General features: G+C 63.3%; 22 protein-coding genes. 18 read left to right on the plus strand and 4 right to left on the minus strand.

Annotation, left to right across the window (positions count from 1 at the left end; translation table 11 throughout):
• Positions 1-112 precede the first annotated feature (112 nt).
• From prmB to CYR52_RS10790, 6 genes are all read left to right on the plus strand, one after another.
• Positions 113-1,045, plus strand: a complete 933-nt coding sequence (prmB, locus tag CYR52_RS10765) for a 50S ribosomal protein L3 N(5)-glutamine methyltransferase (RefSeq protein WP_101828551.1) — start codon at positions 113-115, stop codon at positions 1,043-1,045.
• A gap of 85 nt (positions 1,046-1,130) precedes the next feature.
• Positions 1,131-2,216 carry a chorismate synthase gene (gene aroC, locus CYR52_RS10770; protein WP_101828552.1) on the plus strand — a complete coding sequence of 362 codons (1,086 nt, stop codon included), beginning with the start codon at positions 1,131-1,133 and terminating at the stop codon, positions 2,214-2,216.
• 4 nt (positions 2,217-2,220) lie between these two features.
• Entirely contained in the window at positions 2,221-3,060 is an 840-nt protein-coding gene (mepA, locus tag CYR52_RS10775) for a penicillin-insensitive murein endopeptidase (RefSeq protein WP_072930630.1), read from the plus strand.
• Positions 3,061-3,062: 2 nt separating this feature from the next.
• Complete coding sequence (locus tag CYR52_RS10780; RefSeq protein WP_072930627.1) at positions 3,063-3,866, plus strand: sulfite exporter TauE/SafE family protein; 804 nt, start codon at positions 3,063-3,065, stop codon at positions 3,864-3,866.
• A gap of 113 nt (positions 3,867-3,979) precedes the next feature.
• Positions 3,980-4,549 carry an elongation factor P hydroxylase gene (locus CYR52_RS10785; protein WP_101828553.1) on the plus strand — a complete coding sequence of 190 codons (570 nt, stop codon included), beginning with the start codon at positions 3,980-3,982 and terminating at the stop codon, positions 4,547-4,549.
• A gap of 38 nt (positions 4,550-4,587) precedes the next feature.
• The gene (locus tag CYR52_RS10790; RefSeq protein ID WP_072930623.1) at positions 4,588-4,869 is read left to right on the plus strand and encodes a YfcL family protein; all 282 of its coding nucleotides are present in this window, start codon (positions 4,588-4,590) and stop codon (positions 4,867-4,869) included.
• Positions 4,870-4,946: 77 nt separating this feature from the next.
• Here CYR52_RS10790 and mnmC read toward each other — a convergent pair whose 3' ends face one another.
• Positions 4,947-6,965, minus strand: coding sequence for a bifunctional tRNA (5-methylaminomethyl-2-thiouridine)(34)-methyltransferase MnmC2/FAD-dependent 5-carboxymethylaminomethyl-2-thiouridine(34) oxidoreductase MnmC1 (gene mnmC / locus CYR52_RS10795; RefSeq protein ID WP_101828554.1), 2,019 nt, complete (start codon positions 6,963-6,965; stop codon positions 4,947-4,949).
• Between the two features lie 166 nt (positions 6,966-7,131).
• Between mnmC and fabB the strand changes: the two genes are divergently transcribed.
• From fabB to CYR52_RS10820, 5 genes are all read left to right on the plus strand, one after another.
• Positions 7,132-8,346, plus strand: a complete 1,215-nt coding sequence (gene fabB / locus CYR52_RS10800; protein ID WP_072930619.1) for a beta-ketoacyl-ACP synthase I — start codon at positions 7,132-7,134, stop codon at positions 8,344-8,346.
• Between the two features lie 209 nt (positions 8,347-8,555).
• Positions 8,556-9,401: a BglG family transcription antiterminator LicT gene (gene licT / locus CYR52_RS10805; protein WP_072930617.1), complete on the plus strand. Its 846-nt coding sequence runs from the start codon at positions 8,556-8,558 to the stop codon at positions 9,399-9,401.
• Positions 9,402-9,548: 147 nt separating this feature from the next.
• Positions 9,549-11,435: a PTS beta-glucoside transporter subunit IIABC gene (bglF, locus tag CYR52_RS10810; RefSeq protein WP_101828555.1), complete on the plus strand. Its 1,887-nt coding sequence runs from the start codon at positions 9,549-9,551 to the stop codon at positions 11,433-11,435.
• Positions 11,436-11,452: 17 nt separating this feature from the next.
• Positions 11,453-12,850: a glycoside hydrolase family 1 protein gene (locus tag CYR52_RS10815; protein WP_101828556.1), complete on the plus strand. Its 1,398-nt coding sequence runs from the start codon at positions 11,453-11,455 to the stop codon at positions 12,848-12,850.
• Positions 12,851-12,980: 130 nt separating this feature from the next.
• Positions 12,981-14,105: an SLC13 family permease gene (locus CYR52_RS10820; protein WP_101828557.1), complete on the plus strand. Its 1,125-nt coding sequence runs from the start codon at positions 12,981-12,983 to the stop codon at positions 14,103-14,105.
• Between the two features lie 2 nt (positions 14,106-14,107).
• Here the strand turns inward: CYR52_RS10820 and flk are convergent, their stop codons facing one another.
• A complete protein-coding gene (gene flk / locus CYR52_RS10825) occupies positions 14,108-15,142 on the minus strand; it encodes a flagella biosynthesis regulator Flk (RefSeq protein ID WP_072930602.1) in 1,035 nt (344 codons plus the stop codon).
• A 227-nt stretch (positions 15,143-15,369) separates the two neighbouring features.
• Positions 15,370-16,857: a MocR-like pyridoxine biosynthesis transcription factor PdxR gene (gene pdxR / locus CYR52_RS10830; protein ID WP_101828558.1), complete on the minus strand. Its 1,488-nt coding sequence runs from the start codon at positions 16,855-16,857 to the stop codon at positions 15,370-15,372.
• Between the two features lie 189 nt (positions 16,858-17,046).
• On the opposite strand from pdxR, the gene CYR52_RS10835 reads away from it, so the two are divergent.
• Positions 17,047-18,126, plus strand: a complete 1,080-nt coding sequence (locus CYR52_RS10835) for a DMT family transporter (RefSeq protein WP_101828559.1) — start codon at positions 17,047-17,049, stop codon at positions 18,124-18,126.
• Here CYR52_RS10835 and CYR52_RS10840 read toward each other — a convergent pair.
• Positions 18,050-18,943 carry a DMT family transporter gene (locus CYR52_RS10840; protein WP_072930698.1) on the minus strand — a complete coding sequence of 298 codons (894 nt, stop codon included), beginning with the start codon at positions 18,941-18,943 and terminating at the stop codon, positions 18,050-18,052. The genes CYR52_RS10835 and CYR52_RS10840 overlap by 77 nt on opposite strands.
• Positions 18,944-19,042: 99 nt before the next feature.
• Between CYR52_RS10840 and CYR52_RS10845 the strand changes: the two genes are divergently transcribed.
• The 6 genes from CYR52_RS10845 to accD all read left to right on the plus strand — a co-directional run bounded on the left by CYR52_RS10845 (position 19,043) and on the right by accD (position 24,932).
• A complete protein-coding gene (locus CYR52_RS10845; RefSeq protein WP_079205283.1) occupies positions 19,043-19,861 on the plus strand; it encodes an AraC family transcriptional regulator in 819 nt (272 codons plus the stop codon).
• Between the two features lie 88 nt (positions 19,862-19,949).
• Positions 19,950-21,089, plus strand: a complete 1,140-nt coding sequence (pdxB, locus tag CYR52_RS10850) for a 4-phosphoerythronate dehydrogenase PdxB (RefSeq protein WP_101828560.1) — start codon at positions 19,950-19,952, stop codon at positions 21,087-21,089.
• Between the two features lie 69 nt (positions 21,090-21,158).
• On the plus strand, positions 21,159-22,169 hold the full coding sequence (locus CYR52_RS10855) for an aspartate-semialdehyde dehydrogenase (RefSeq protein ID WP_072930595.1): 1,011 nt from the start codon (positions 21,159-21,161) through the stop codon (positions 22,167-22,169).
• On the plus strand, positions 22,169-23,017 hold the full coding sequence (truA, locus tag CYR52_RS10860) for a tRNA pseudouridine(38-40) synthase TruA (RefSeq protein WP_072930586.1): 849 nt from the start codon (positions 22,169-22,171) through the stop codon (positions 23,015-23,017). The genes CYR52_RS10855 and truA overlap by 1 nt, the downstream gene beginning before the upstream one ends.
• Before the next feature lie 80 nt (positions 23,018-23,097).
• Positions 23,098-23,760, plus strand: a complete 663-nt coding sequence (locus CYR52_RS10865) for a DedA family protein (RefSeq protein ID WP_072930585.1) — start codon at positions 23,098-23,100, stop codon at positions 23,758-23,760.
• A gap of 254 nt (positions 23,761-24,014) precedes the next feature.
• Positions 24,015-24,932 carry an acetyl-CoA carboxylase, carboxyltransferase subunit beta gene (accD, locus tag CYR52_RS10870; RefSeq protein ID WP_072930584.1) on the plus strand — a complete coding sequence of 306 codons (918 nt, stop codon included), beginning with the start codon at positions 24,015-24,017 and terminating at the stop codon, positions 24,930-24,932.
• The last annotated feature ends 17 nt before the right edge of the window (positions 24,933-24,949 follow it).

Here is a 24,949-nt window from a genome sequence, read left to right on the forward strand (position 1 = left end):
TCGCTCTCCCGCCACTGTGACTATAGCTGCTGATTTGTCGCCGGCTTCATGGCACACTAGACGGCATTTTGTAAGGCGGCGGCACACGCCCGCCGCAGCGTGGGAGAACACCTTGGACAAGATTTTCGTCGACGAAGCCGTCAGTGAGCTGCATACCATTCAGGATATGCTGCGCTGGGCCGTCAGCCGCTTCAACGCGGCTAACATTTACTACGGCCACGGCACCGATAACGCCTGGGATGAAGCAGTGCAGCTGGTGCTGCCGAGCCTCTACCTGCCGATGGACATCCCGGCGGACATGCACACCGCGCGCCTGACTTCCAGCGAGCGCCAGCGCATTGTTGAGCGGGTGATCCGCCGCGTGAATGAGCGCGTGCCGGTGGCTTACCTCACCAACAAAGCCTGGTTCTGCGGCCTGGAATTCTATGTGGATGAGCGGGTACTGGTGCCGCGTTCGCCGATTGGCGAGCTTATCGACAACCGTTTCAGTGGCCTGATTACCGACTCCCCGCGCCATATCCTCGACATGTGCACCGGCAGCGGCTGCATCGCCATCGCCTGCGGCTACGCCTTCCCGGAGGCGGAAGTGGACGCGGTGGACATCTCCGAAGACGTGCTGGCAGTGACGGAGCGCAACATCCAGGAGCACGGCGTGGAGAACCAGGTGACGCCGATCCGCTCTGACCTGTTCCGCGCCCTGCCGGCGCTGCAGTATGACCTGATCGTCACCAACCCGCCGTATGTGGATGAAGAGGACATGGCCGACCTGCCGGACGAATTCCGCTTTGAGCCGGAGCTTGGCCTGGCCGCGGGCAGTGACGGCCTGAAGCTGGTGCGCCGCATCCTGGCCTGCGCGCCGGACTACCTGAGCGAGCAGGGCGTGCTGATTTGCGAAGTCGGCAACAGCATGGTGCACCTGATGGATCAGTACCCGGATATCCCGTTCACCTGGCTGGAGTTTGACAACGGCGGCGACGGCGTCTTTATGCTGACCCGCCAGCAACTGCTGGATTGCCACGCGCACTTCGCCATGTACCGCTCGTAACCACGGGCCTGCCGCGCCGGGCACCTTTACCCGGCGCGGCCACTTTCAAGCATTCAGATAACCAAGACAACGGTAAGGAGCCGTGATGGCAGGGAACAGTATTGGGCAATTTTTCCGCGTCACCACCTTTGGTGAATCCCACGGCCTCGCGCTGGGCTGCATTATCGACGGGGTGCCGCCCGGCATTCCTCTCACCGAGGCTGACCTCCAGCACGATCTGGACCGCCGCCGCCCCGGCACCTCCCGCTACACCACCCAGCGCCGCGAGCCGGATCAGGTCAAAATCCTCTCCGGCGTGTTCGAGGGCGTGACCACCGGCACCAGCATCGGCCTGCTGATCGAAAATACCGACCAGCGCTCGCAGGACTACAGCGCGATCAAAGACGTGTTCCGTCCCGGCCATGCTGATTACACCTACGAACAGAAATATGGCCAGCGCGACTACCGCGGCGGCGGCCGCTCTTCGGCGCGGGAAACCGCCATGCGCGTGGCGGCCGGGGCGATCGCCAAAAAATACCTGCAGATGAAGCACGGCGTGCAGGTGCGCGGCTATCTGGCGCAGATGGGCGACATCTGCTGTGAGCTGAAGGAATGGGATCAGGTAGAGCAGAACCCGTTCTTCTGCCCCGACCCGTCTAAGCTGGAGGCGCTGGATGAACTGATGCGCGCGCTGAAAAAAGAGGGCGACTCCATCGGGGCCAAAGTCACGGTGGTGGCGGAGAACGTCCCGGCCGGGCTGGGCGAGCCGGTGTTCGACCGGATTGATGCCGACCTGGCGCACGCGCTGATGAGTATCAATGCGGTCAAAGGCGTGGAGATTGGCGACGGCTTTGAGGTGGTGACCAAACGCGGCAGCGAAAACCGTGACGAGATCACCCCGGACGGCTTCCAGAGCAACCACGCAGGCGGCGTGCTGGGCGGCATCAGCAGCGGCCAGCCGGTGATTGCGCACCTGGCGCTGAAACCGACCTCCAGCATCATGGTGCCGGGCCGCACCATTAACCGGCAGGGCGAGGCGGTGGAGATGGTGACCCGCGGCCGCCACGATCCGTGCGTCGGCATCCGGGCGGTGCCGATCGCCGAGGCGATGATGGCGATTGTGCTGATGGACCACCTGCTGCGCCAGCGTGCGCAGTGCGCGGATGTCACGACTTCTGTCCCACGTTGGTAACACGATGAGCAAGCCCCTTCTTGCCGCACTACTCGGCGGCCTGGCGCTGGTCACGGCGCTGCCTGCTGCGGCGTTGACGCCGTGGCAGCAACTGACCCACCCGGTGGCCGGATCGCCGCAGTCGATCGGCAGTTATGCCAACGGCTGTATCGTCGGCGCGCGGCCGCTGCCGTTGCAGTCACCCGATTATCAGGTGATGCGGCCGGACCAGCGCCGCTACTTCGGCCACCCGCACCTGCTGGACTTCATCGGCCGCCTGAGCAACCAGGCGCACCGGCGCGGGCTGGGCACGGTACTGATTGGCGACATGGGCATGGCGGCCGGTGGCCGGTTCAGCAGCGGCCATGCCAGCCACCAGTCAGGGCTGGACGTTGATATCTGGCTGCAACTGCCCACCCAACGCTGGACGCCGCAACAGTTGCTGAAACCACAGCCGATCGATCTGGTCGCTGTGGACGGCAAGCAGGTGGTACGCCGCCACTGGCAGCCGCAGGTTGCGCAGCTGATCAAGATGGCGGCGGAAGATAATCAGGTGGCGCGCATTTTCGTCAACGCCGCCATCAAAAAACAGTTGTGCGCCGACGCAGGCAGTGACCGCGCCTGGCTGAACAAGGTGCGCCCGTGGTTTGCCCACCGCGCCCATATGCACGTGCGGCTTTACTGCCCGCCGGACAGCCTCGAATGCCAGGACCAGGCCCCGCCACCGCCGGGTGACGGCTGCGGCGCCGAGCTGGAAAGCTGGTTCCTGCCGCCGAAACCGTCCACCGGCAAGCCGGGCAAAGCCGTGCCGCCACCGTTGCCGCCCTCTTGTCAGGCGCTGCTGGATAACCACTTCGGAGAGTAATCATGGAAGGCATTCTTCTCGGGCCGGAGATGCTCGGCATCCTGTTTGCCGTGGCGCTGCTGGCAGGGTTTATTGATTCGATCGCCGGCGGCGGCGGGTTGCTGACCGTCCCGGCGTTGCTGGCAGTGGGCGTGCCGCCCGCGCAGGCACTGGCCACCAATAAGTTGCAGTCGGTGGGCGGGTCGTTCTCCGCCAGCCTCTACTTTGTGCGCCGCGGGGCGGTGAACCTGGGCGAGCAGAAGCTCACCATCCTGCTGACCTTTATCGGCGCGATGACCGGGGCGATCATGGTGCAGCATATGCGTGCCGACGTGCTGCGGCAGATTTTGCCGCTGCTGGTGGTGGGCATCGGCCTCTACTTCCTGCTGACGCCGCGCCTCGGCGAGGAGGAGCGGGCGCAGCGCCTGACCGGGCTGGCGTTCGGGCTGGTGGCCGGGGGCTGCGTCGGCTTTTATGACGGCTTCTTCGGGCCGGGGGCCGGGTCATTTTATGCGCTGGCCTACGTGACGCTCTCCGGCTTTACGCTGGCGAAAGCCACCGCCCACGCCAAAGTGCTGAACTTCACCTCCAACGCCGGTGGCCTGCTGCTGTTTATCCTCGGCGGCAAAGTCATCTGGGGCATCGGGCTGGTGATGCTGGTGGGGCAGGTGCTCGGCGCACGGCTCGGCGCGCACATGGTGCTGACCCGCGGTCAGAAGCTGATCCGCCCGATGATTGTGCTGGTGTCGCTGGTGATGAGCGGCAAATTGCTGTATGACAATCACGGCCCGGAAATCCAGCACTGGCTGGCGCTGCACCTGGCATAATGCCCCGGCGCCCGAGGGATTCAGGCGTTGATAGATTCAGAAAAAGTGCGGCTTGCCTTTTTCCACCCGGCCGGTAGGGTTAGCGCCTTTTCCGGCCCCTTACTTTTTACGACATGACCATGATGAAAACCACCCAGGCAGAAATCACCCACCACTACCCGCAGCTGATCGAGATCTTTAACCACTGCTTCAGCGACGAGTTCAACACCCGGCTGGTGCGCGGCGAGGGCGAGCCGATTTACCTGCCCGCCGACGATCAGATCCCTTACCACCGCATTGAGTTTGCCCACGGCTACTATGCCAGCGCGCTGCATGAGATCTCCCACTGGTGTATCGCCGGGGAGGCGCGCCGCCAGCAGGTCGATTTCGGTTACTGGTACTGCCCGGACGGCCGCGATGCCCAGACCCAGTCTGAATTTGAGCAGGTCGAGATCAAGCCGCAGGCGCTGGAGTGGATGTTCTGCGTGGCGGCAGGCTTCCCGTTTAACGTCAGTTGTGACAATCTGAGCGGCGATGTGGAGCCGGATCGCATCGCGTTCCAGCGCAAAGTGCGTGAGCGGGTGCTGCATCTGCTGGCGGAAGGCATCCCGGCGCGACCGGCACGCTTTATTAACGCGTTACATTCGTTTTACAATACGCCAACGCTGACCGCCGACGATTTCCCCTACCCGGAAGATCTCTGAGCGCAGCATTCGCCCCGATTGATGAATGAGGAAGAGTGATGATCGCTGAATTTGAAGCGCGTATTCTGGCGCTGATTGATGACATGGTGGACCGCGCCAGTGACGATGAACTGTTTGCGGGCGGTTACCTGCGCGGTCATCTGACCCTGGCGGTGGCGGAAGCCGAAGAGAACGGCGAACATACGCCGCAGGCGCTGAAGCAGCGCGTTGAAATCAGTCTGAACAAGGCGATCCACGCCGGGGAACTCGCCCCGCGCGATCAGGTGCTGGTGCAGGCGATGTGGGACAACCTTTACCAGCAGGCAAAGATCGAATCCTGACAGGGTGAACCGTGTCCGCAACGGAAAAGGGCCTCATGATGAGGCCCTTTTTCATGGCGCAAAGGCCCGGTGCCGGATCAGCCCGCTTCCGTCACCGGGCGGCCCTTCAGCAGCTTCCTGACCCAGAACCGGTTTGGGTTGAGCGCCGCCAGAATCTCCGCCGGACAGGGCAGTGGCTCGCCGTGGATCTGCGCTGCCAGGATTTCGGCGGCCAGCGGGGCGGTGCTCAGGCCGCGCGCGCCCAGTGCACCGAGCAGGTAAAGGTTGGCGTAACCCGGCGCGTCCGCCACCGGCGCACCGGCGGCCAGCTGGCGCGGTAAACCGGCATAGGCGGCCAGCGTCGCCTCAAAATCGGGTGCCTGCCCGATAACCGGCAGATGGTCGCGGGTGGCGCAGCGCACGCCGCTGCGCGCGTCACCGGCAGAGACATCTACCTCGCGCGGCCAGTCGCTCTCCGGCAGGCAATCGATCAGCCGCTGGCGGTTCTGCTGCTGCTCCTCACTGCGGTAGCCGGTGTCGGTGTCGCCGCGCTGATAGCTCGCGCCGATACAGTGCCGGCCTTCGGCGTCAGCCGGGGTCAGGTAGCCGTTATAGCAGAGCACCTGCTGCAATTGGCTGAGCGCCGGGGTGGTCGGGATATGTGACACCTGGCCGCGCACCGGGTAGGCGGGCAGCGGCACAAAGTCGGTCAGCTGGTGGCCGTTGGCCAGCACCAGCGTGGCGTGCTGCGCCGTGTGGCCGTTGGCGAACTGCACCTGCCAGCCACTGCCCTGTGGCGTCAGGCTTTGCAAGCGGTGGCTGAACGCCAGCGTCACGCCGCGCTCACCCAGCCAGCGCAGCAGCGAGCGGGTCAGCTGTGCCGGGCAGAGCCAGCCGCCGAGCGGGTAGCGCACGCCGCCGCAGCCGGTCTCCACACCGCTGTGGCGCGCCATCTCTTCCACATCCTGCGGCTGCGCCAGCTCTTCCGGCCAGCCGCCTGCCAGCAGCGCGGCGATTTTGCGGGTGCTTTTGTCGTCATAGGCCAGCTGGCCGACGCCGCTCCACCCGGCGTCAAATACCACGCCCTGCGCCGCCAGTTGCTGATAGTGGCGGCGGGCGAAGGTGAAGGCTGCCGCGAAAAACTGCTCGAAGGCATCCTGGCAGCCGTTCAGCGCCGGGTAAACCGCGCCCTGGCGGTTGCCGGATGCCCCGTGCGCCGCCTCGCTTTCGGCGCAATAGAGCGTGACGCGGCTGCCGCGCTGCCACAGCGCCAACGCCAGCATGGCGCTCGCCACACCGCCGCCGATGATCGCCACGTCGGCCGGGTTATCTGCCGCCCGGCGGGCATACCAGGGCGCGGCTGCCGGGGCGGCAGGCTGCTCACCCATGACCCCCGCGAGCATTTCGCGCTTCTGGCCGAACCCTTTGATTTTCTGCACCGCAAACCCGGCCTGTTGCAGGCCGCGCCGCACAAAGCCTGCCGCCGTAAAGGTGGCAAAGGTGCCGCCGGGGCGCGCCAGCCGTGCCATTGCGCCAAACAGTGTCTCTGACCACATATCCGGGTTTTTGGCGGGCGCGAACCCATCGAGGAACCAGGCATCCACCTGATTTTCCAGGCTCGGGTCTGCCTGCGCAAACCACTGGTTGGCATCCCCGAACCAGAGATCCAGCGTCACCGCGCCGTCGGCCAGCAGCAGCCGGTGGCAACCGGCGAACGGCAGCGGCCACTGCGCACGCAGCGCCTGCGCGTACTCAGCCAGCTCCGGCCAGCGGGCGTGGGCAGCCGCCAGATCCTCTGCCGACAACGGGAACTTCTCCACGCTGATGAAATGCAGCTGTTGCAGCGCGGCGTCCGGCTTCTCCCGGCGGAACTGGTCAAAGGCCTGCCACAGCGTCAGGAAGTTCAGGCCGGTGCCGAAACCGGTCTCCGCCACAATGCAGCGGCGGCGCGGGTGGTCAGCAAAGCGGGCCGGAAAACCGTTGCTGTGCAGAAAAACATGGCGTGTTTCCGCCAGCCCGTCCTGGTTGGAAAAGTAGACGTCATCGAACTGTTGCGAAACAGGTGTACCCTGTTCATTCCAGCTCAGGCTGGCCGGTTGGATTGGGGGATGATTCACGCGCGATACTCATGGCTCAAGGGTTGCGGGGGAGTTTAACGGTGCGATCACGCCGGTGCAAATTTGCATATAATAAGCAGACTGTTGCTGATCGGACTTGTTCGGCGTACAACTGTACGCTAGAGTGCGTGGCAAAATCCCGACTTAAAAGTGGAAGAGGTATTACATGAAACGTGCAGTGATTACTGGCCTGGGGATTGTCTCAAGTATTGGTAATAACAAACAGGAAGTTCTGGCCTCCCTGCAGGAAGGGCGTTCAGGAATCACTTTCTCACAGGAACTGAAAGATTCCGGTATGCGCAGCCACGTATGGGGCGATGTGAAACTGGATACCACCGGCCTGATTGACCGCAAGATCATGCGTTTTATGAGTGATGCCTCTGTCTACGCCTACCTGTCCATGCAGGAGGCTATCAAGGATTCCGGCCTGACGGATGAAATGGTTTCCAACGAACGTACCGGCCTGATTGCCGGTTCCGGCGGCGGCTCCCCGCGTAACCAGGTGGCCGGTTCTGACGGTATGCGCGCCAAAGGGCTGCGCGGCGTTGGCCCGTACATGGTGACCAAAGCGATGGCATCCGGCGTCTCTGCCTGCCTCGCCACCCCGTTCAAAATCCGCGGCGTGAACTACTCCATCAGCTCTGCCTGTGCCACCTCCGCACACTGCATCGGCAACGCGGTAGAGATGATCCAGCTCGGCAAACAGGACGTGGTGTTTGCCGGCGGCGGCGAAGAGCTGTGCTGGGAAATGGCCTGTGAGTTCGACGCCATGGGCGCACTCTCCACCAGCTACAACGACTGCCCGGAAAAAGCCTCCCGTACCTATGACCAGGCGCGTGACGGCTTCGTTATCGCCGGCGGCGGCGGCATGGTGGTGGTTGAGGAGCTGGAACACGCTCTGGCACGCGGCGCGCACATCTACGCAGAGATCGTTGGCTACGGCGCAACCTCTGACGGCGCAGACATGGTCGCCCCGTCCGGTGAAGGCGCGGTGCGCTGCATGAAGATGGCGATGCAGGGCCTGGATACCCCGGTTGACTACATCAACGTCCACGGCACGTCCACCCCGGTGGGTGACGTGAAAGAGCTGGGTGCGATCCGTGAAGTGTTCGGTGATACCACCCCGGCCCTTTCTGCCACCAAAGCGATGACCGGCCACTCGCTGGGCGCCGCAGGCGTGCAGGAAGCGATCTACAGCCTGCTGATGCTGGAGCACGGCTTCATCGCCCCAAGCATCAACATTGAGCAGCTGGACGAGAAAGCGGCAGGCATGGACATCATCACCCAGCCGACCCAGCGCGCGCTGAACACCGTCATGTCCAACAGCTTCGGCTTCGGCGGCACCAACGCCACACTGGTGATGCGCAAGTTCGCCCAGTAAGTCTCGAAGGCTGCTGATAAAAAACCCGCTCCGGCGGGTTTTTTTATGGCTGCCGGGAGAGATACATCACGTTTTTGTATTCATCATATTGATGCCATTCATCAATATGATACGTTGACCGCAGTAGGATTGTGACTGCAACCGCAGGCAAGACCTGATCGAACGGCTTACGCCGGGCGGTCGGGTTTTTTTGTTTTCAGGGTATGACAATGCAGATCGCCAAGATACTCAATAACAATGTGGTGGTGGTGCTGGACGGCCACGGGCAGGAGCAGGTGGTGATGGGGCGCGGCATCGGTTTCCAGAAACAGGTGGGCGAGGCTATCCGCCAGTCGGCGGTGGAGAAGATTTTCGCCCTCAAGGGCAATGATCTCACGGCGCGGCTGGGCGAGCTGCTCAGCCATATCCCGCTGGAAGTGATGACCACCTGTGACTGCATTATCCATCAGGCGGCGGCGAAGCTCGGCACGCTGCATGAGAGCCTCTGCATCTCACTGGCCGACCACTGTTACCACGCCATTGAGCGGCAAAAACTCGGCACGCCGCTGCGCAACGGCCTGCTGTGGGAAATCGCCCGGCTCTACCCGAAAGAGTTCGCGCTGGGCCGGGAGGCGGTGGCGTTGATCGCCCGGCGGCTCCAGGTGCAGTTGCCGGATGACGAGGCCGGGTTCATCGCCCTGCACCTGGTGAATGCCCAGCTCAACGGCCATATGCCGGAAGTGATGCACGTGACCCAGGTGATGCAGGAGATTTTGCAGATCGTCAAATACCAGCTTGCGCTGGACTATGACGAAGCGTCGCTGAGCTACCACCGCTTTGTGACGCACCTGAAGTTTTTTGCCCAGCGGATGCACGCCCGCACCGTGGTGGAGAGTGACGATCTCTCGCTGCATGACGCCGTCAAAACCACGTATCCGGCGGCGTACCGCTGCGCGGGCAAGATCCAGCAGCATATGGCCGGCCAGTACCAGCAGGCGCTGACCAAAGAAGAACTGATGTTCCTGACCATCCACATTGAGCGGGTGCGGAAGGAGGGGCGGTTGCTGCCCGGCTGAGCCGGGCCATACGGCCTTCAGCACACAGGATTGTTACCGCCGCCAGGCGGGCAAAACCTGAATGTTCCCGGTTGCCGGCAGGCGGCCTGGGGCATTCAGGTTTTTTTTTGCCCCCGGCGGCCTGTCACCCTATCAGGAGAAGAGGCAATGGATAACCAGCAGACGGCACGCGACATCCTCAACCGGGTCGGCGGCCGCGAGAATATCCTCAGCGTGATGCATTGCGCCACCCGGCTGCGCTTCAGGCTGCGGGCGCGCGAAAAGGCGGATGCAGAGGCGCTGAAACAGCACCCCGGCGTGATTATGGTGGTGGAGAGCGGTGGCCAGTTCCAGGTGGTTATCGGCAACCACGTGGGCGACGTCTATCAGGCGCTGGTGCAGCAGGCGGGGCTGGGGGAGAGCAGCGCGGCAGAACCGGACATGGGTAGCGCCCGGCAAAACCTGTTCAGCCGCTTTATCGATGTGATCTCCGGTATCTTCACGCCGGTGATCGGCCTGATGGCCGCCTCCGGCATCCTGAAGGGGTTGCTGGCGCTGGCGCTGGTCTGCGGGGTGCTGGAGGAGAGCAGCGGCACCTACCAGATCTTCTTCGCCGCCGGGGACGCGATGTTCACCTTCCTGCCGCTGATTTTAGGCTATACCGCCGGGAAAAAATTTGGCGGCAGCCCGTTTGTCACGATGGCGATCGGCGGCGCGCTGATGCACCCGCTGATGCTGGCTGCCTTTCAGGCAGAGAGCAGCGGTGATGCGGCCCCGTTCACCTTCCTTGGCCTGCCGGTGACGCTGATCAACTACAGCGGCTCGGTGATCCCGATCCTGTTTGCGGCCTGGGTGAGCTGTTGGCTGGAAAAAAGGCTCTATCCCCGGCTGCACAGCAGCATCCGCAACTTCGGCACGCCGCTGCTCTGCCTGATGATCACCGTGCCGCTGACCTTCCTGCTGATTGGCCCTGCGGCCACCTGGCTGAGCCAGCAACTGGCGCACGGCTTCCAGGCGATCTACATCTTCGCACCTTGGCTGGCCGGGGCGGTGATGGGGGCGCTCTGGCAGGTCTGCGTGATTTTCGGCCTGCACTGGGGGCTGGTGCCGCTGATGATGAACAACCTCAGCGTGCTGGGGCACGACACCCTGATGCCGCTGGTGGTGCCGGCGGTGCTGGGGCAGGCGGGGGCGGCACTCGGCATGTTCCTGCTCAGCCGTGAACCCAGAATGCGGGCGCTGTCCGGCTCCGCTTTCACTGCCGCGCTATTCGGCATTACGGAGCCGGCGGTCTACGGCGTGACACTGCCCGCCCGGCGGCCGTTTATTTTCGGCTGCCTGGGCGGGGCGCTGGGCAGTGCCGTGATGGGCTTCTACCAGACCAACGCCTTCTCCTTCGGCTTTGCGAGCATCTTCACCTTCGCACAGATTATCCCGCCCGGCGGCATCGACCGCACCGTGTGGGCCGGGGTGGGCGGTTCCCTGCTGGCGCTGCTGTTCGCCGCCGTGATGACCCGGCTGTTCGGGGTGCCGCGCACCGCCGCTGACGCGCCCGTGCCGGCAGAGGCATCGCCCGCTGCCCCGGCGGGCACCCCGGCAAGCGGTGAGACGCTGCTCAGCCCGATGAGCGGGGCGCTGGTGGCGCTGGAGCAGGTGCCGGACAAAACCTTCGCCAGCGGCCTGCTGGGGAAGGGCGTGGCCATTGTGCCGGAGGAGGGGCGCGTCACCTCGCCGGTGGACGGCGAAATCGCCTCAGTGTTCGCCACCCGCCACGCCATCGGCATCGCCTCCGCAGGCGGCAGTGAGATCCTGATCCATGTCGGCATCGACACGGTAAAACTTGACGGTCACTATTTCACCGCCCATGTTAAGGCGGGCGACCGGGTAGCCGCCGGTGACCTGCTGTTAACCTTTGATCGCCAGGCGATTACGGCCGCCGGCTATGACCTCACCACCCCCATGCTGGTCAGTAACAGCGACGATTTCACCGATGTGCTCTGCGCGCCGGGTGCCCGCACCCTGGGGCAGACCCCCCTGCTGACCGTGATTCATTAATCAACAAGGAGAGAACCATGACACAACCATTTCCGGCAGATTTCCTCTGGGGCGGCGCGATTGCCGCCAACCAGGTCGAGGGCGCCTACCTGACGGACGGTAAAGGGCTGTCCACCTCTGACCTGCAACCCCACGGCATTTTTGGTGAGATTACCGAGCGCCGTGAAGGGGACAGCGGCATCAAAGATCTGGCGATCGACTTCTACCACCGTTACCCGGAAGACATCGCGCTGTTCGCGGAGATGGGCTTTACCTGCCTGCGGATCTCCATCGCCTGGACGCGCATCTTCCCACAGGGCGATGAAGAACAGCCGAACGAAGCCGGGCTGGCCTTCTACGACCGGGTGTTCGATCAGATGGCAAAACACAACATCACGCCGTTGGTGACGCTGTCCCATTATGAAATGCCGTACGGGCTGGTGAAAAACCACGGCGGCTGGGGCAGCCGCGACACCATCGGCTTCTTTACCCGCTATGCGCGCACCGTGTTCCGGCGCTATGGCGCGAAGGTCAAACACTGGCTGACCTTCAATGAGATCAACATGTCGCTCCATGCGCCGTTCACCGGCGTCGGCCTGCCGGAGGAGAGCAGCAAAAGCGAGATCTACCAGGCGATTCACCACCAGCTGGTGGCCAGTGCCGCGGCGGTGAAGGCGCTGCATGAGATTATCCCGGACGGCAAAATCGGCAATATGCTGCTGGGCGGGCTGCTCTATCCGCTCACCTGCAAACCGGAGGATGTGCTGGAAACCCAGCGCCAGAACCGCGACTGGTTGTTCTTTGGTGACGTGCAGGCGCGCGGCTACTACCCGGCCTACATGAACCGCTATTTCCGCGAGAACAACATTCAGATCGACATCACCGACGAGGATCGCGAGACGCTGAAAGAGACCATCGATTTCATCTCCTTCAGCTACTACATGAGCGGCTGTGTCACCACCGATGAGGCGCAGAACCAGAAAGCGCGCGGCAACATCCTCAATATGGTGCCGAACCCGCACCTCGCCAGCTCAGACTGGGGCTGGCAGATTGACCCGGTGGGGCTGCGCATCCTGCTCAACCTGCTGTGGGATCGCTACCAGAAGCCGCTGTTTATCGTGGAAAATGGCCTCGGGGCAAAAGACAAGATCGAGGCGGACGGCACCATCCGGGATGATTACCGCATCCAATACCTCAATGACCACCTGGTGCAGGTGGGCGAGGCAATTGAGGATGGCGTGGAAGTGATGGGCTACACCGCATGGGGGCCGATTGACCTGGTCAGCGCCTCTAAGGCCGAGCTGTCGAAGCGCTACGGCTTTATCTATGTAGACCGCGATGACAACGGCGAAGGCACGCTGGAACGCCGCCGTAAGAAGAGTTTCACCTGGTATCAGGACGTTATCCGCAGCAACGGCAAAAGCCTGACGCGCTGATCGCATTTCCCCGCCCGTCGCGTCCCGCAACCCGAAGTTTGCGGGACGCTTTCCAGAATCACGCACCGCACTGGCATAATCCCGCACGCCGCGTTACCTTCTCTCTCCCGTTTCCTGAGAGCTGTTTTGTATGGTCAAGACGTTGTTTTACCGCGTGCTTCGCGGCCTGTTCCATGACCGCCTGTTACAGGCGCTGCTGCTGGTGGGCGTGGTGCTCACCGCGTTGCACCCGGCTGCCGTACGCACCTTCCCGGCGGCCGTTGACTGGCCGACCATCATGACCCTGCTGGGTTTGCTGCTGCTGACCAAAGGGGTGGAGAGCAGCGGGTTCTTTGACCTGCTGGGGCGGGCGATGATCCGCCGCCTGCACCGCGAGCGGCCGCTTGCGCTGTTTCTGGTGGCTGCCGCGGCGCTGCTCTCGACCTTTATGACCAACGACGTGGCGCTGTTTATCGTGGTGCCGCTGACCATCACATTGAAAAAACTCTCCGCACTGCCGGTAACAAGGCTGATCATTTTCGAGGCGCTGGCGGTCAACGCCGGGTCGCTGCTGACGCCCATCGGCAACCCACAAAATATCCTGCTGTGGAACCGCGCCGGGGTGTCGTTTGCGGCCTTTACCGGCCAGATGCTGCCGCTGATGGCGGTCAGCATGGCGCTGCTGCTGGCCCTGACGTGGTTCAGCTTCCGGGCGCGGCCGATCAAGGCGGTTCAGTTGCCGGAGGGCGTCGCCTGCCGCAAACCGTTGCTGATGACCTGTGCCGTGCTGTATGGGGTGTTCCTGGTGTCGGTGGAGCTGGGCGCGACCGGTTATGGCCTGCTGGCGGTGCTGGTGGGGTTGCTGCTGCTGGCGCGGCGGGTGCTGGTGCAGATCGACTGGGGGCTGATCCTGGTGTTTATCGCGATGTTTATCGACATCCGCCTGCTGGTGGACCTGCCCCCGCTGCGGCCGCTGATTGCCCAGCTGGCCCACCTGCCGGAAAGCGGGCTTTACCTGCTCGGTATCGGGCTGTCGCAGCTTATCAGCAATGTCCCGGCCACCATCCTGCTGATGAACGCCGTGCCCTCCACGGCGCTGGTGGCCTATGCCGTCAATATCGGTGGGTTCGGCCTGGCCATCGGTTCGCTGGCCAACCTGATCGCGCTCAGGATGGCCGGTGACCGGCGCATCTGGCTGCGTTTCCACCTCTATTCACTGCCGTTTTTGCTGGTCAGCGCCCTGGCGGGCTGGGGGTTGCTGGCGTTAACCGGCTAAGATCAGAAAACCAGCCAGAGCAGAATCAGCACCACCAGCAGCGCGGCAAACAGCAGCGGCGCGCCGCCCAACCCTTGCAGTTGCGGCGGCAGCAGGGCGATCAGCGGGTTCACCAGCGGCTGCGGCGCGGCGGCAGCCGACTGCACCATTGACGCGGAGGTCACGCTGCGATCGACGCGGCGGCTGAACAGCATCCCCAGCAGGTCATGCAGTTGCGCGGCGGTCAGCGGCGTGAGCGGCCCGGCGTTGAACTGCGTCTGGGCATACTCCGTCAGCTGTTGCTGCTCCTCCGGGCTGGCCGGGTGCTTCAGCGCGCCGTGCAGGCTGTGCAGCGTCGGGCTGGTCTGCTGGCTCAGGGTATGGCGCGCCTGCAGGTATTGGGTGATCACCTGGAAATGCCGCGCCGGCATCGGGTCGTTGGTGGAAACCCCGACCAGATTGAACAGCTCCTGCCACAGCTTGGCCGGCTTCTCGCCGGTGGCGGCGCTGAGCCGCGCCACCTGCTGTTGCAGGCTGCGCTGTTCGGCGGGCAGCACCGGGCGGTCCATCACCGGGGTCTGCTGCGGCGGGGGAATGGTCAGCCCGCCGGTCTGGATCAGCGCCAGCACCTGATGCAGCTGCTCATGGCTCAGCTGGCTGAGTACCGTGTGGCCGAAATTCTGCCGGATGAAATCGCTGACCGCCTGCCGGTTATTGCCGAGCGGCAGCAATTCGGTGAGCTGTTGCAGCAACTGGCGGGTGGCGTGGCTCTCCTGCGCGCTGCTCAGGCGGTTCTGCAAATTCTGCTCAGCCTGCGGGAACTGCCCGGCGCTGATCTCCCCCTCGTTCGGCACGTGCAGATCGTGGCGCAGGCTGGCCCACAGTTCGGCGGCTTTCATCGGCGTCAGCGCCATGATTTTCACCACCAGTTTCTCCAACGTGGTGCGCTGGGCAGGGGTGAGCGGCTGGTTCTCGCCGGGCGGGGTCGGCCCGGTTTTGGCTGACGGCAAAGGCCGGTCACTGACCGGGGGAGTGCCGGGGCCGCTCAATGGTTGCATAACGTTGGAATCCTTAATGTACAGGGTGGTAACAGGTATCAGCCGGATGCCGCGCAGAGGAATCGCCGGGGGCGGCAGTGTGGGTAAATGATACCAACCTGTACCCATCACGGATAGTGATGAATGTCGCTTAAATCATCGGCGGGGGCTGTTTGGTCACTCTGTCTGCATTTTCGGCATGAGGGCACCCCGCGGGTGTGCCTGCGTGCGGGCGGCGGCCCGGCTGGTTACTCCGGATTGATGAGCGTCGCCCGTTCTGCGGTTTGCGCCCGGCATAACGTCATGGCCCGCGCCAGGCGTTCGATACCGATCACGGTGCGCTCGGGCGTCTGGGCGCTGAAATTGAGGCGCAGGGTGAACTCGGCCTGTGGGTTGTTCCGGTAGAAACACGCGCCGCGCGCAAAGGTGACGTTCTGCTGCCACGCCAGCGGCATCAGCCGTGACACCGGGATATCCGGCGGCAGTTGCACCCAGAGGAACAGGCCGCCTTCCGGCAGCTCCACGCGGCACCCCGGCGGCAGGTGGCGGGCCAGCGCATCGGCGGCGACATCCCGCAACTGGCGGTAAAGGCGGCAGGCGCGCTGCAACTGGCGCTGGTAGCTGCCCACGGTGACAAAGGCGTCCAGCGAGCGCTGCAACAGGCTGGACGTGGTGAAGCTGTCGAGATGTTTACGCTGCGCCAGCCGGGGGTAAAGGGCGGCGTCGGCCACCAGGTACCCGATACGGATGCTCGGCATCAGCATCTTGGAGAAGGTGCCGACGTAGATCACGCCGCCGCCGGCCGCCAGGGAACGCAGCGAGGGCAGCGCCGCGCCCTGGTAGCGCAGGTCACCGACGAAATCGTCCTCCAGCAGTGTCACCCCGGCGGCTTCAGCCAGCTTCACCAGTTGCCGCCGCCGGGGTTCACTCAGGCAGCGCCCGGTAGGGTTATGGAAATTGGGGATGGTGTAGATCAGCGCCGGGCGGTGCGCGGCCAGCAGGGCGGGCAGGGCGTCCACGCACAGGCCGTCGGCATCACAGGGGATCGGCACGGTACGGACGCCCTGAAGCTCAAACAGCGTCAGGGCCTCGGCGTAGGTCGGCTCCTCCACCAGCACTGTATCGCCGGGGCGCAGCAGGGTGTGGCTGACCAGGCTCAGCGCCTGTTGCGAACCGTTGGTGATCAGAATCTGTTCCGGCCGCGCCGGGATACCCTGCAACGAGAGGATGCGCGCCAGCGTATCGCGCAGCGGATAGTAGCCGCAGTAGTCGCCATAGTGGAACGCCTCTTCCGCATGGCGGCGCAGCACCGAGTGCATCACTTTGCGGAACGCCTCCTGCGGGAAGATGCGCGGGTTGCCGACCCCGGCGGCGAAATTGATCACGTCCGGCGGCAATGGGCTGTCGGCCTGGCCATCCAGCCGCGAGGCACCGGTGGTAAAAGGGTCAACCGGGAAGAGGGCCGTCTGCTCTGCGGCAGGCGGGGCGGGTGGCGCATACGGGTGGCATACATAGGCACCGCTGCCGCGCCGCGCCTGTAAAAAACCTTTGGCCGCCAGTTCGCCATAGGCGTTTTCCACCGTCAGGCGGCTGACGGCCAGTTCAGCCGCCAGCATCCGGGTAGAGGGCAGTTTGTCCCCCTCTTTCAGGCTGCCGTCCAGAATGGCGCAGCGCAGCGTCTCTTCGATTTGCAGGTAGAGCGGGATGACACTGTGGCGATCGAGAGGGATATGCATAGCACTCCTGGGCGGCAGAGAAAAAGGCAACATGGCCGGCTTACGCGTAACGTGGCCTGGATAAGCATAACGTGGCCTGGATAAACATAAAGTGGCCTGCTTAAGATTAATAGTAAGTGGCTCTGGCCGGAAAGGGGCAGCGGCGTAAAATTCAGGATAAGGTTTTTTTCTGTTATCTGAGAGGATGTTATGCCGATCTCTACCGGAGCGGCGGCTACCGCGGCTGCCTCAGCGGGTGGCCTGCCTGCCCGTACCGGGCACGGGTTTTCCCTGGCGGTGCTGAGCGCCTTTCTGCTGGCATTTACCGCCATCATCATCCGTGTGCTGACGGAACAGTACCGGCTGCCGGCACTGGTGCTGGCGTTCTGGCGGGCGGCGCTGGTGGCGGCGGTGCTGTTTCCGGTGCTGCTCTGTGTGCGGCCGCAGTGGCTGCGGCTGGGCTGGGCGCGGCTGCGCTTCTATGCGCTGTTCGGGCTGGTGCTGGCGCTGTTCAACGCGCTCTGGACGTTCTCCATCATGCTGAACGGCGCGTCAGTGGCGACCATCCTCAGCTATTTCTCGGTGGGCTTTACGGTGTTTCTCGGCTGGGTCTGTTTTGGTGAGCGCCTGGACGCCCGGCAACTGGCGGTGATCGGCATCAGCCTGGTGGGCTGCGCGCTGGTCAGCCTGGGCGGCGACACAGAGGCGGCGCACACCGGCCTGTTCGGCCTGCTGATTGGCGTGCTGACCGGCGTCGGTTCCACGCTGTATGCGCTGTGCGGGCGGCTGGCGAGCCGCCGCGGCTACCCGGAGTGGAATACCATTCTGTATGTGTTCGCCTTCGCCGCGCTCTACCAGTTGCTGTTTAATGCGCTGGCCGGGCACCTGCCGGTGCCGGACGGCAGCCTCACCGGCAGCGTCTGGTTCTTGTCACAGGGTGATGCGGGCATCCAATGGCACGGCTGGGGGCTGTTGCTGCTGCTGGCGGCAGGGCCGACCCTGCTGGGCTTCGGCCTGTATAACCTCAGCCTGAAAACCCTGCCGCTGGCGGTGGCGAACCTGATCCTGTCGCTGGAACTGGTGTTTACCGCCGCCATCGCCTTTGTGTTACTGGGCGAAACCCTGACGCCGTGGCAACTGCTGGGCAGCGCCCTGATGCTGGCCGGCGTCGGGTTGATGCGCCGCCGCACCCGGAGGGCGAAAGGGGAGGGCGTCAGGGATCCGCGCGCTTCACCGGACGCAGCAACGGCGTGCGCATCCGCTGTGCCAGGAACACCCCCAACAACGTGATGCCGCCGCCAATCAGGTGATAGCTGTGCAGTTGCTCATGCAGGAACAGTACCGCGATCACCGCCGTAAACAGCGGCGTCAGGTTCATAAAGATCGACGTCGTGTTGGCCCCCAGCCGCATGACGCCCTGAATCCACAGGAACGGCGCAATCAGTGAGGCCGGGATGCCGGCGAACAGCACCAGCGGGATATTCTGCGGCGTCAGGGTGACATCCGGCGCCAGCAGGAAATTGGGCAGCAACAGCAGTACCCCGAACAGGATCTGCACATACAGCGCTTGCCAGTTCGGCAGCGGGATCGCCCAGCGCCGGGTCAGCACGCCGTAACAGGCGTACGAGGCCGACGCGGCAAACATCATCAGCTCGCCGCTGCCGATGCCGTGTGTCAGCAGTTGTTCCGGGTGGCCGGCGCTGACCAGCCACAGCAGGCCGCCGAAGGAGAGCACACCGCCGAGCGCCATGCCGCGCGTCGGCGCGATGCCGAGCAGCACGATGCTGAACAGGATGGTCAGCAGCGGGATAAGCGAGCTGAGAATGCCCATAAACAGCGCGCTGACGCTGTGTGCGGCGTAATAGGCCAGGCTCTGGTAGAGCACCATCCCGAGCAGCCCGAGCACCAGCAGTTTTCCCAGATGCGGGCGCAGCGTCTGCCGGTGGCGCCACAGGCCGGGCAGCACAAAGGGCGTCAGCACCAGCAGGGCCAGCAGCCAGCGGTAAAAAGAGATGGCTGCCGGGTCAATGGCCCCGGCGGCGATTTTGCTGACCACCGCATTCAGCGACCAAATCAGTACCGCCAGCAGCGGAAAAAGCGCATTCATCATGAAACCCGTTTTATTCTCTAAAAGGCGCTAGTGTACGATTGTCTGGTTTCATAGAGATAGCGATAACCAGACATCCCATGCGCATAACAGGACAACATGCCACGCCCTCACACCACTTTTGCGCCACCGGCCCAGTACGGCCCGCTGCCGGCGACCGCCCCCGGCAACCGCGCGGCGCTGCCGCGGCATCTCTTTTTCCGCGAAGAGCACCATGACCCCTACACCGATTTCCTGCCCCATACGCACCCCTGGGGCCAGGTGATCTATGTGAAAAGCGGGGTGGTGGCGCTGAATGTGGGCGGCCAGCGCTTTCTGGCCCCGCCGGAGTTCGCCGTCTGGTTGCCGCCGCACCATGAGCACAGCAGCTCCAGCCGCCGCGCCACCCGGTTCCGCTCCATCAATATTGCGCCGTCGCTCTGCCACGGTTTGCCGGAATCCCCCTGTCTGCTCGGCGTCAGCGCGATTTTTACCGCGATTGTGGATGACTGCTTCGCCCGCCACCTGGCGGAACCGGCCACGCGCAGTGACCTGCGGCTCTGCCGGGTGCTGATCGACCAGCTGCGGCGCTCGTCGCTCCAGCGTACCTATCTGCCGACCTCGCAGGACAAGCTGCTCGCGCCGGTGCTGCGTGAACTGGAGCGCAACCCGGCTGATAACACGCCGCTCGCCGTCTGGGCGCAGCGGGTCTACACCACCGAGCGCACCCTGTCGCGCCGCTGCCGCCAGGATCTGGGCATGGCGTTCAGCGAATGGCGGCAGCGCCTGCGGTTTCTGCATGCGATTTCACTGCTTGAGCAGGGAAAAAGCGTCCAGCAGGTGGCGCTGGAGCTGGGGTACAGCGCGTCCAGCGCCTTTATCGCCATGTTCCGGCAGATAGCCGGCACCACGCCGGAACGCTTCCGCCGTGCGCAATAGTCTGGGTTTCGCCTGAAGTAATGGGATTCTGCGGCATTCGGTGGCAAAATATTTGCCCTTCTTTACCGCTAAGCTGCCGGAGTGTGACGTGAAAATCCTGGTTGATGAAAATATGCCGTATGCCCAGACCCTGTTCAGCCGCCTGGGTGACGTTCAGGCGGTGCCCGGCCGCCCGATCCCGCGTGAGGCGTTGCTGGGTGCCGACGCGCTGATGGTGCGCTCCGTCACGAAAGTCAATGCCGACCTGCTGACCGGCACCGGGGTGAAATTTGTCGGCACCGCCACCGCGGGCACCGACCATGTGGATGACGCCTGGCTGGCAGCGCAGGGCATCGGCTTTTCCGCCGCACCGGGCTGCAATGCCATTGCGGTGGTGGAGTATGTCTTCTCCGCGCTGATGATCCTTGCCCAGCGCGACGGCTGGCAGCTGCGGGAGAAAACCGTGGGGATCGTGGGCGTCGGTAACGTCGGCTCGCGCCTTCAGGCGCGCCTTGAGGCGCTGGGCGTTAAAACCCTGCTGTGCGATCCGCCGCGCGCCGCACGCGGTGACGCCGGCCCGTTCTGGCCGCTGGAGAAGCTGGTGGCCGAGGCGGATATCCTCACCTTCCACACGCCGTTGTATAAAGACGGCCCTTACCGCACCCAGCATCTGGTGGATGCAGAGATGCTGGCCGCCTTGCCGGATAACCGCGTGCTGATCAACGCCTGCCGCGGTGAAGTGGTGGATAACGCCGCGCTGCTGGCGGCGCTCAACGGCGGCAAGGCGCTTCGCACGGTGCTGGATGTGTGGGAGCCGGAACCGGAACTCTCCCTGCCGCTGCTGAATGCGGTGGATATCGGCACCGCGCACATCGCCGGTTACAGCCTGGAAGGCAAGGCGCGCGGCACCACGCAGGTGTTTGAGGCGTACAGCCGCTTCCTGGGGCAGCCGCAGGCGGTGCCGCTGGAGAGCCTGCTGCCGGTGCCGGATGTCAGTGAGGTGACGCTGAACGGCAATCTGGCGGCACACCCCGATGAGGGAACCCTGCTGCGCCTGATGCACCTGGTGTATGATGTGCGCCGCGATGATGCCCCGCTGCGCCGGGTGGCGGGGACGCCCGGTGAATTCGACAAATTGCGGAAGTTTTATCAGGAGCGGCGCGAATGGTCGTCGCTCTGCATACAGTGTGACGACGAGGCCACGGCCACGTTGCTGACCCGGCTCGGCTTTACCGCCCGGCTGCGCTAAGCGCGTCACCCCCTCTTTTCATGGGCGGCAGTGACCGCCCTTTGTTTTTGTTTTTCTGGAGAAACCACTATGTCTGACGGCTGGAACATTGCCCTGTTGGGGGCCACAGGCGCGGTAGGCAACGCCTTGCTGGAATTGCTGGAGGAACGTCAGTTCCCGGTGGGCGAGCTTTTCCCGCTGGCCAGCGATCGCAGCGCCGGTGAGACCCTGCGTTTCAACGGGAAATCGGTGATGGTACAAGACGCCGCCCAGTTTGACTGGTCGCAGGCGCAGCTGGCGTTTTTTGTCGCCGGCACTGACGCCACCGCACGCTACGCGGACGAAGCCGCCAACGCCGGCTGCCTGGTGATTGACAGCAGCGGCCTGTTCGCGCTGGAGCCGGATGTGCCGCTGGTGGTGCCGGGCGTGAACCCGCAGGTGCTGGCGGATTACCGTAACCGCAATATCGTGGCGCTGGCCGATAGCCTGACCAGCCAGCTGCTGACCGCCATCAAACCGCTGACCGAACAGGCCGGGCTGTCCCGCCTGCACGTCACCAGCCTTATCTCTGCGTCGGCGCACGGCAAGGCGGCGGTGGACGATCTGGCCGGGCAGAGCGCCCGCCTGCTCAACGGCCTGCCGGTAGAGCAGAGCCTGTTCAGCAAACAACTGGCGTTCAACCTGTTGCCGCTGCTGGCCGATGAAGAGGGCAGTGTGCGCCAGGAGCGCCGCCTGGTGGATCAGGTGCGCAAAGTGTTGCAGGATGAAGGGTTGCCGGTGTCAGTGAGCTGCATCCAGTCGCCGGTATTTTATGGCCAGGCACAGGTGGTGAACCTGGAAGCCCTGCGCCCGATGGCGGCTGACGAGGCGCGCGAGGCGTTCCTGAGCGTGGAAGAGATCCAGCTCAGTGATGAGCAGGACTTCCCAACACAGGTGACGGATGCCTCCGGCAACGATGCACTGAGCATCGGCTGCGTACGCAATGATTACGGCATCCCGGAGATCCTGCAATTCTGGTCGGTGGCGGACAATATCCGCTTCGGCGGCGCGCGCATGGCCGTGGAAACTGCTGAGAAGCTGGTGCAGGAGTACATGTACTGATGTCTGACGTTGTGACCCTGCCGCCGGAGCCGGCGGCAGGCCAGTTAAAAATCGCGCTGGGTATTGAGTATGACGGCAGCCGCTATTTCGGCTGGCAGCGGCAGCAGGAAGTCGCCAGTGTGCAGGGCTGCCTTGAGGAGGCGCTCAGCAAAGTGGCCGCCCACCCGGTCAGCGTGTTCTGCGCCGGGCGCACCGACGCCGGGGTGCATGCCACCGGGCAGGTGGTGCACTTCACCACTGATGCGGTGCGCAAAGATGCGGCGTGGACGATGGGGGTGAATACCCATCTGCCGCGTGACATCGCCGTGCGCTGGGTAAAAACCGTGGACGAGGATTTCCATGCCCGTTTCAGCGCCACTGCCCGCCGCTACCGGTATGTGATTTACAACCACCGCTACCGCCCGGCGATCCTCCAGCAGGGGGTGACGCACTATCACCAGCCGCTGGATGAGCACCGGATGCAGCGCGCGGCGCAGAGCCTGCTGGGGGAGAATGATTTCACTTCCTTCCGGGCGGTGCAGTGCCAGTCGCGCACCCCGATGCGCAATGTAAAGCATGTAAATATTACACGCCTGGGTCACTATATTGTGGTAGATATCAAGGCCAACGCCTTCGTTCACCATATGGTTCGCAACATTGTCGGCAGCCTGATGGAGATTGGTTGCGGTAACCAGCCGGAGACGTGGATGGCCGAGCTGCTGGCGCTGAAAGATCGCACGCAGGCCGCGGCCACCGCCCGCGCGGAAGGGCTTTATCTGGTGGCCGTGGATTACCCGGCGCGCTTTGATTTGCCGGCACCGCCGCTGGGGCCGTTGTTCCTGCCGGACGATCTTGTCCCGGCACACTGACAGGCAACACAGGGACCCGGTCCGCCGGGTATACGTTTAAACCTGCGGGGTTGTTACCTGCATCACAGAAGATGGGCCCTATGGACTTTATCCATTTCGTTATTGATTTTATTCTGCATATTGATGTTCATCTGGCAGAACTGGTCGCGCAGTATGGCGTGTGGATTTACGGCATTCTCTTCCTTATCCTGTTTTGTGAAACCGGGCTGGTGGTCACCCCGTTCCTGCCGGGCGATTCGCTGCTGTTTGTGGCGGGGGCGCTGGCGGCGTTGCCGTCCAACAGCCTGGATGTGCACCTGATGGCGTTTTTGATGGTCTGTGCGGCGATTCTGGGTGACGCGGTGAACTACACCATCGGCCGCCTGTTTGGTAACCGGCTGTTCAGTAACCCGGACTCCAAAATTTTCCGCCAGAGCTACCTGACCAAAACACACCAGTTTTATGACAAGCACGGCGGTAAAACCATTATCCTGGCGCGTTTTGTGCCGATTGTGCGGACATTTGCGCCGTTTGTGGCCGGGATGGGGCATATGTCCTACCGCCATTTCGCCGCCTATAACGTGATTGGCGCGCTGCTGTGGGTGCTGCTGTTCACCTATGCCGGTTACCTGTTTGGTGATCTGCCGGTGGTGCAGGAGAACCTGAAGCTCTTGATTGTCGGCATTATCCTTGTTTCAATTCTGCCGGGCGTTATTGAAGTCTGGCGTCACCGCCGCGCCGCTGCGCGGGCGCAAAAACAGTAAAACAGCGTGGCGCCGTCACATTATTGTTAAGTTTTGACGACATAAACCTAACGGTTCGACCAGTTTTTTATCCACAGTGTCGAACCGTTATGGTTTAATGAGCGGCATTTATGGTCTGTCCCTGCGGACACCCTGATGTCAGTGCCTTAGTGGCGCCGTTGCGGCGCGTATCTCGGGCATTTTTTTATGGGTCGGTTTACGGCGGACAAGAACAGTGGACCGGCAATGGCCGGGTTCAAACAGAAAGGTCATCAATGAGCTGGATTGAACGAATTCTAAATAAGAGCACAATCACCCAAACCCGTAAGGCGAACATTCCTGAAGGGGTCTGGACCAAATGTGACAGCTGCGGTCAGGTTCTCTACCGCGCTGAGCTGGAGCGCAACCTGATGGTGTGCCCTAAGTGCGACCATCACATGCCGATTGCCGCGCGTATGCGCCTGCATACCTTCCTGGATGAAGGCAGCGATGTTGAGCTGGGCAGTGAGCTTGAGCCGAAAGATGTGCTGAAGTTTAAGGATTCCAAAAAGTATAAAGATCGCCTGAGCGCGGCTCAGAAAGAGACCAACGAGAAAGATGCGTTGATCGTCATGAAAGGGACGCTGCACGGGATGCCGGTTGTGGTCGCCTCCTTTGAGTTCGCCTTTATGGGCGGGTCAATGGCGTCCGTGGTGGGTGCGCGCTTTGTGCGTGCGGTTGAGCAGGCGCTGGAAGACAACTGCCCGCTGGTCTGCTTCTCCTCCAGCGGCGGCGCCCGTATGCAGGAAGCGCTGATGTCGCTGATGCAGATGGCGAAAACCAGTGCGGCGCTGGCCAAACTGCAGGAGCGCGGCCTGCCGTACATCTCCGTGCTCACTGACCCGACCATGGGCGGCGTGTCTGCCAGCCTGGCGATGCTGGGTGATCTGAACGTGGCGGAACCGAAAGCGCGTATCGGCTTTGCCGGTCGCCGCGTGATCGAGCAGACCGTGCGTGAGAAACTGCCGCCGGACTTCCAGACCAGTGAGTTCCTGATCCAGAAAGGCGCGATTGACATGATCATCCGCCGCCCGGAGATGCGCGGCAAACTGGCCAGCATCCTCTCCAAGCTGACCCACCACCCGGAACCGAACGTGGTGGTTCACGTGGTTGACAGCGACGACGTCGTCAGCGACAACCAGCAGGACGCCTGACCAGCCCGGTGACAACC

Source organism: Chimaeribacter arupi (assembly GCF_002858805.1).
Taxonomy (GTDB): Bacteria; Pseudomonadota; Gammaproteobacteria; order Enterobacterales; family Enterobacteriaceae; genus Chimaeribacter; species Chimaeribacter arupi.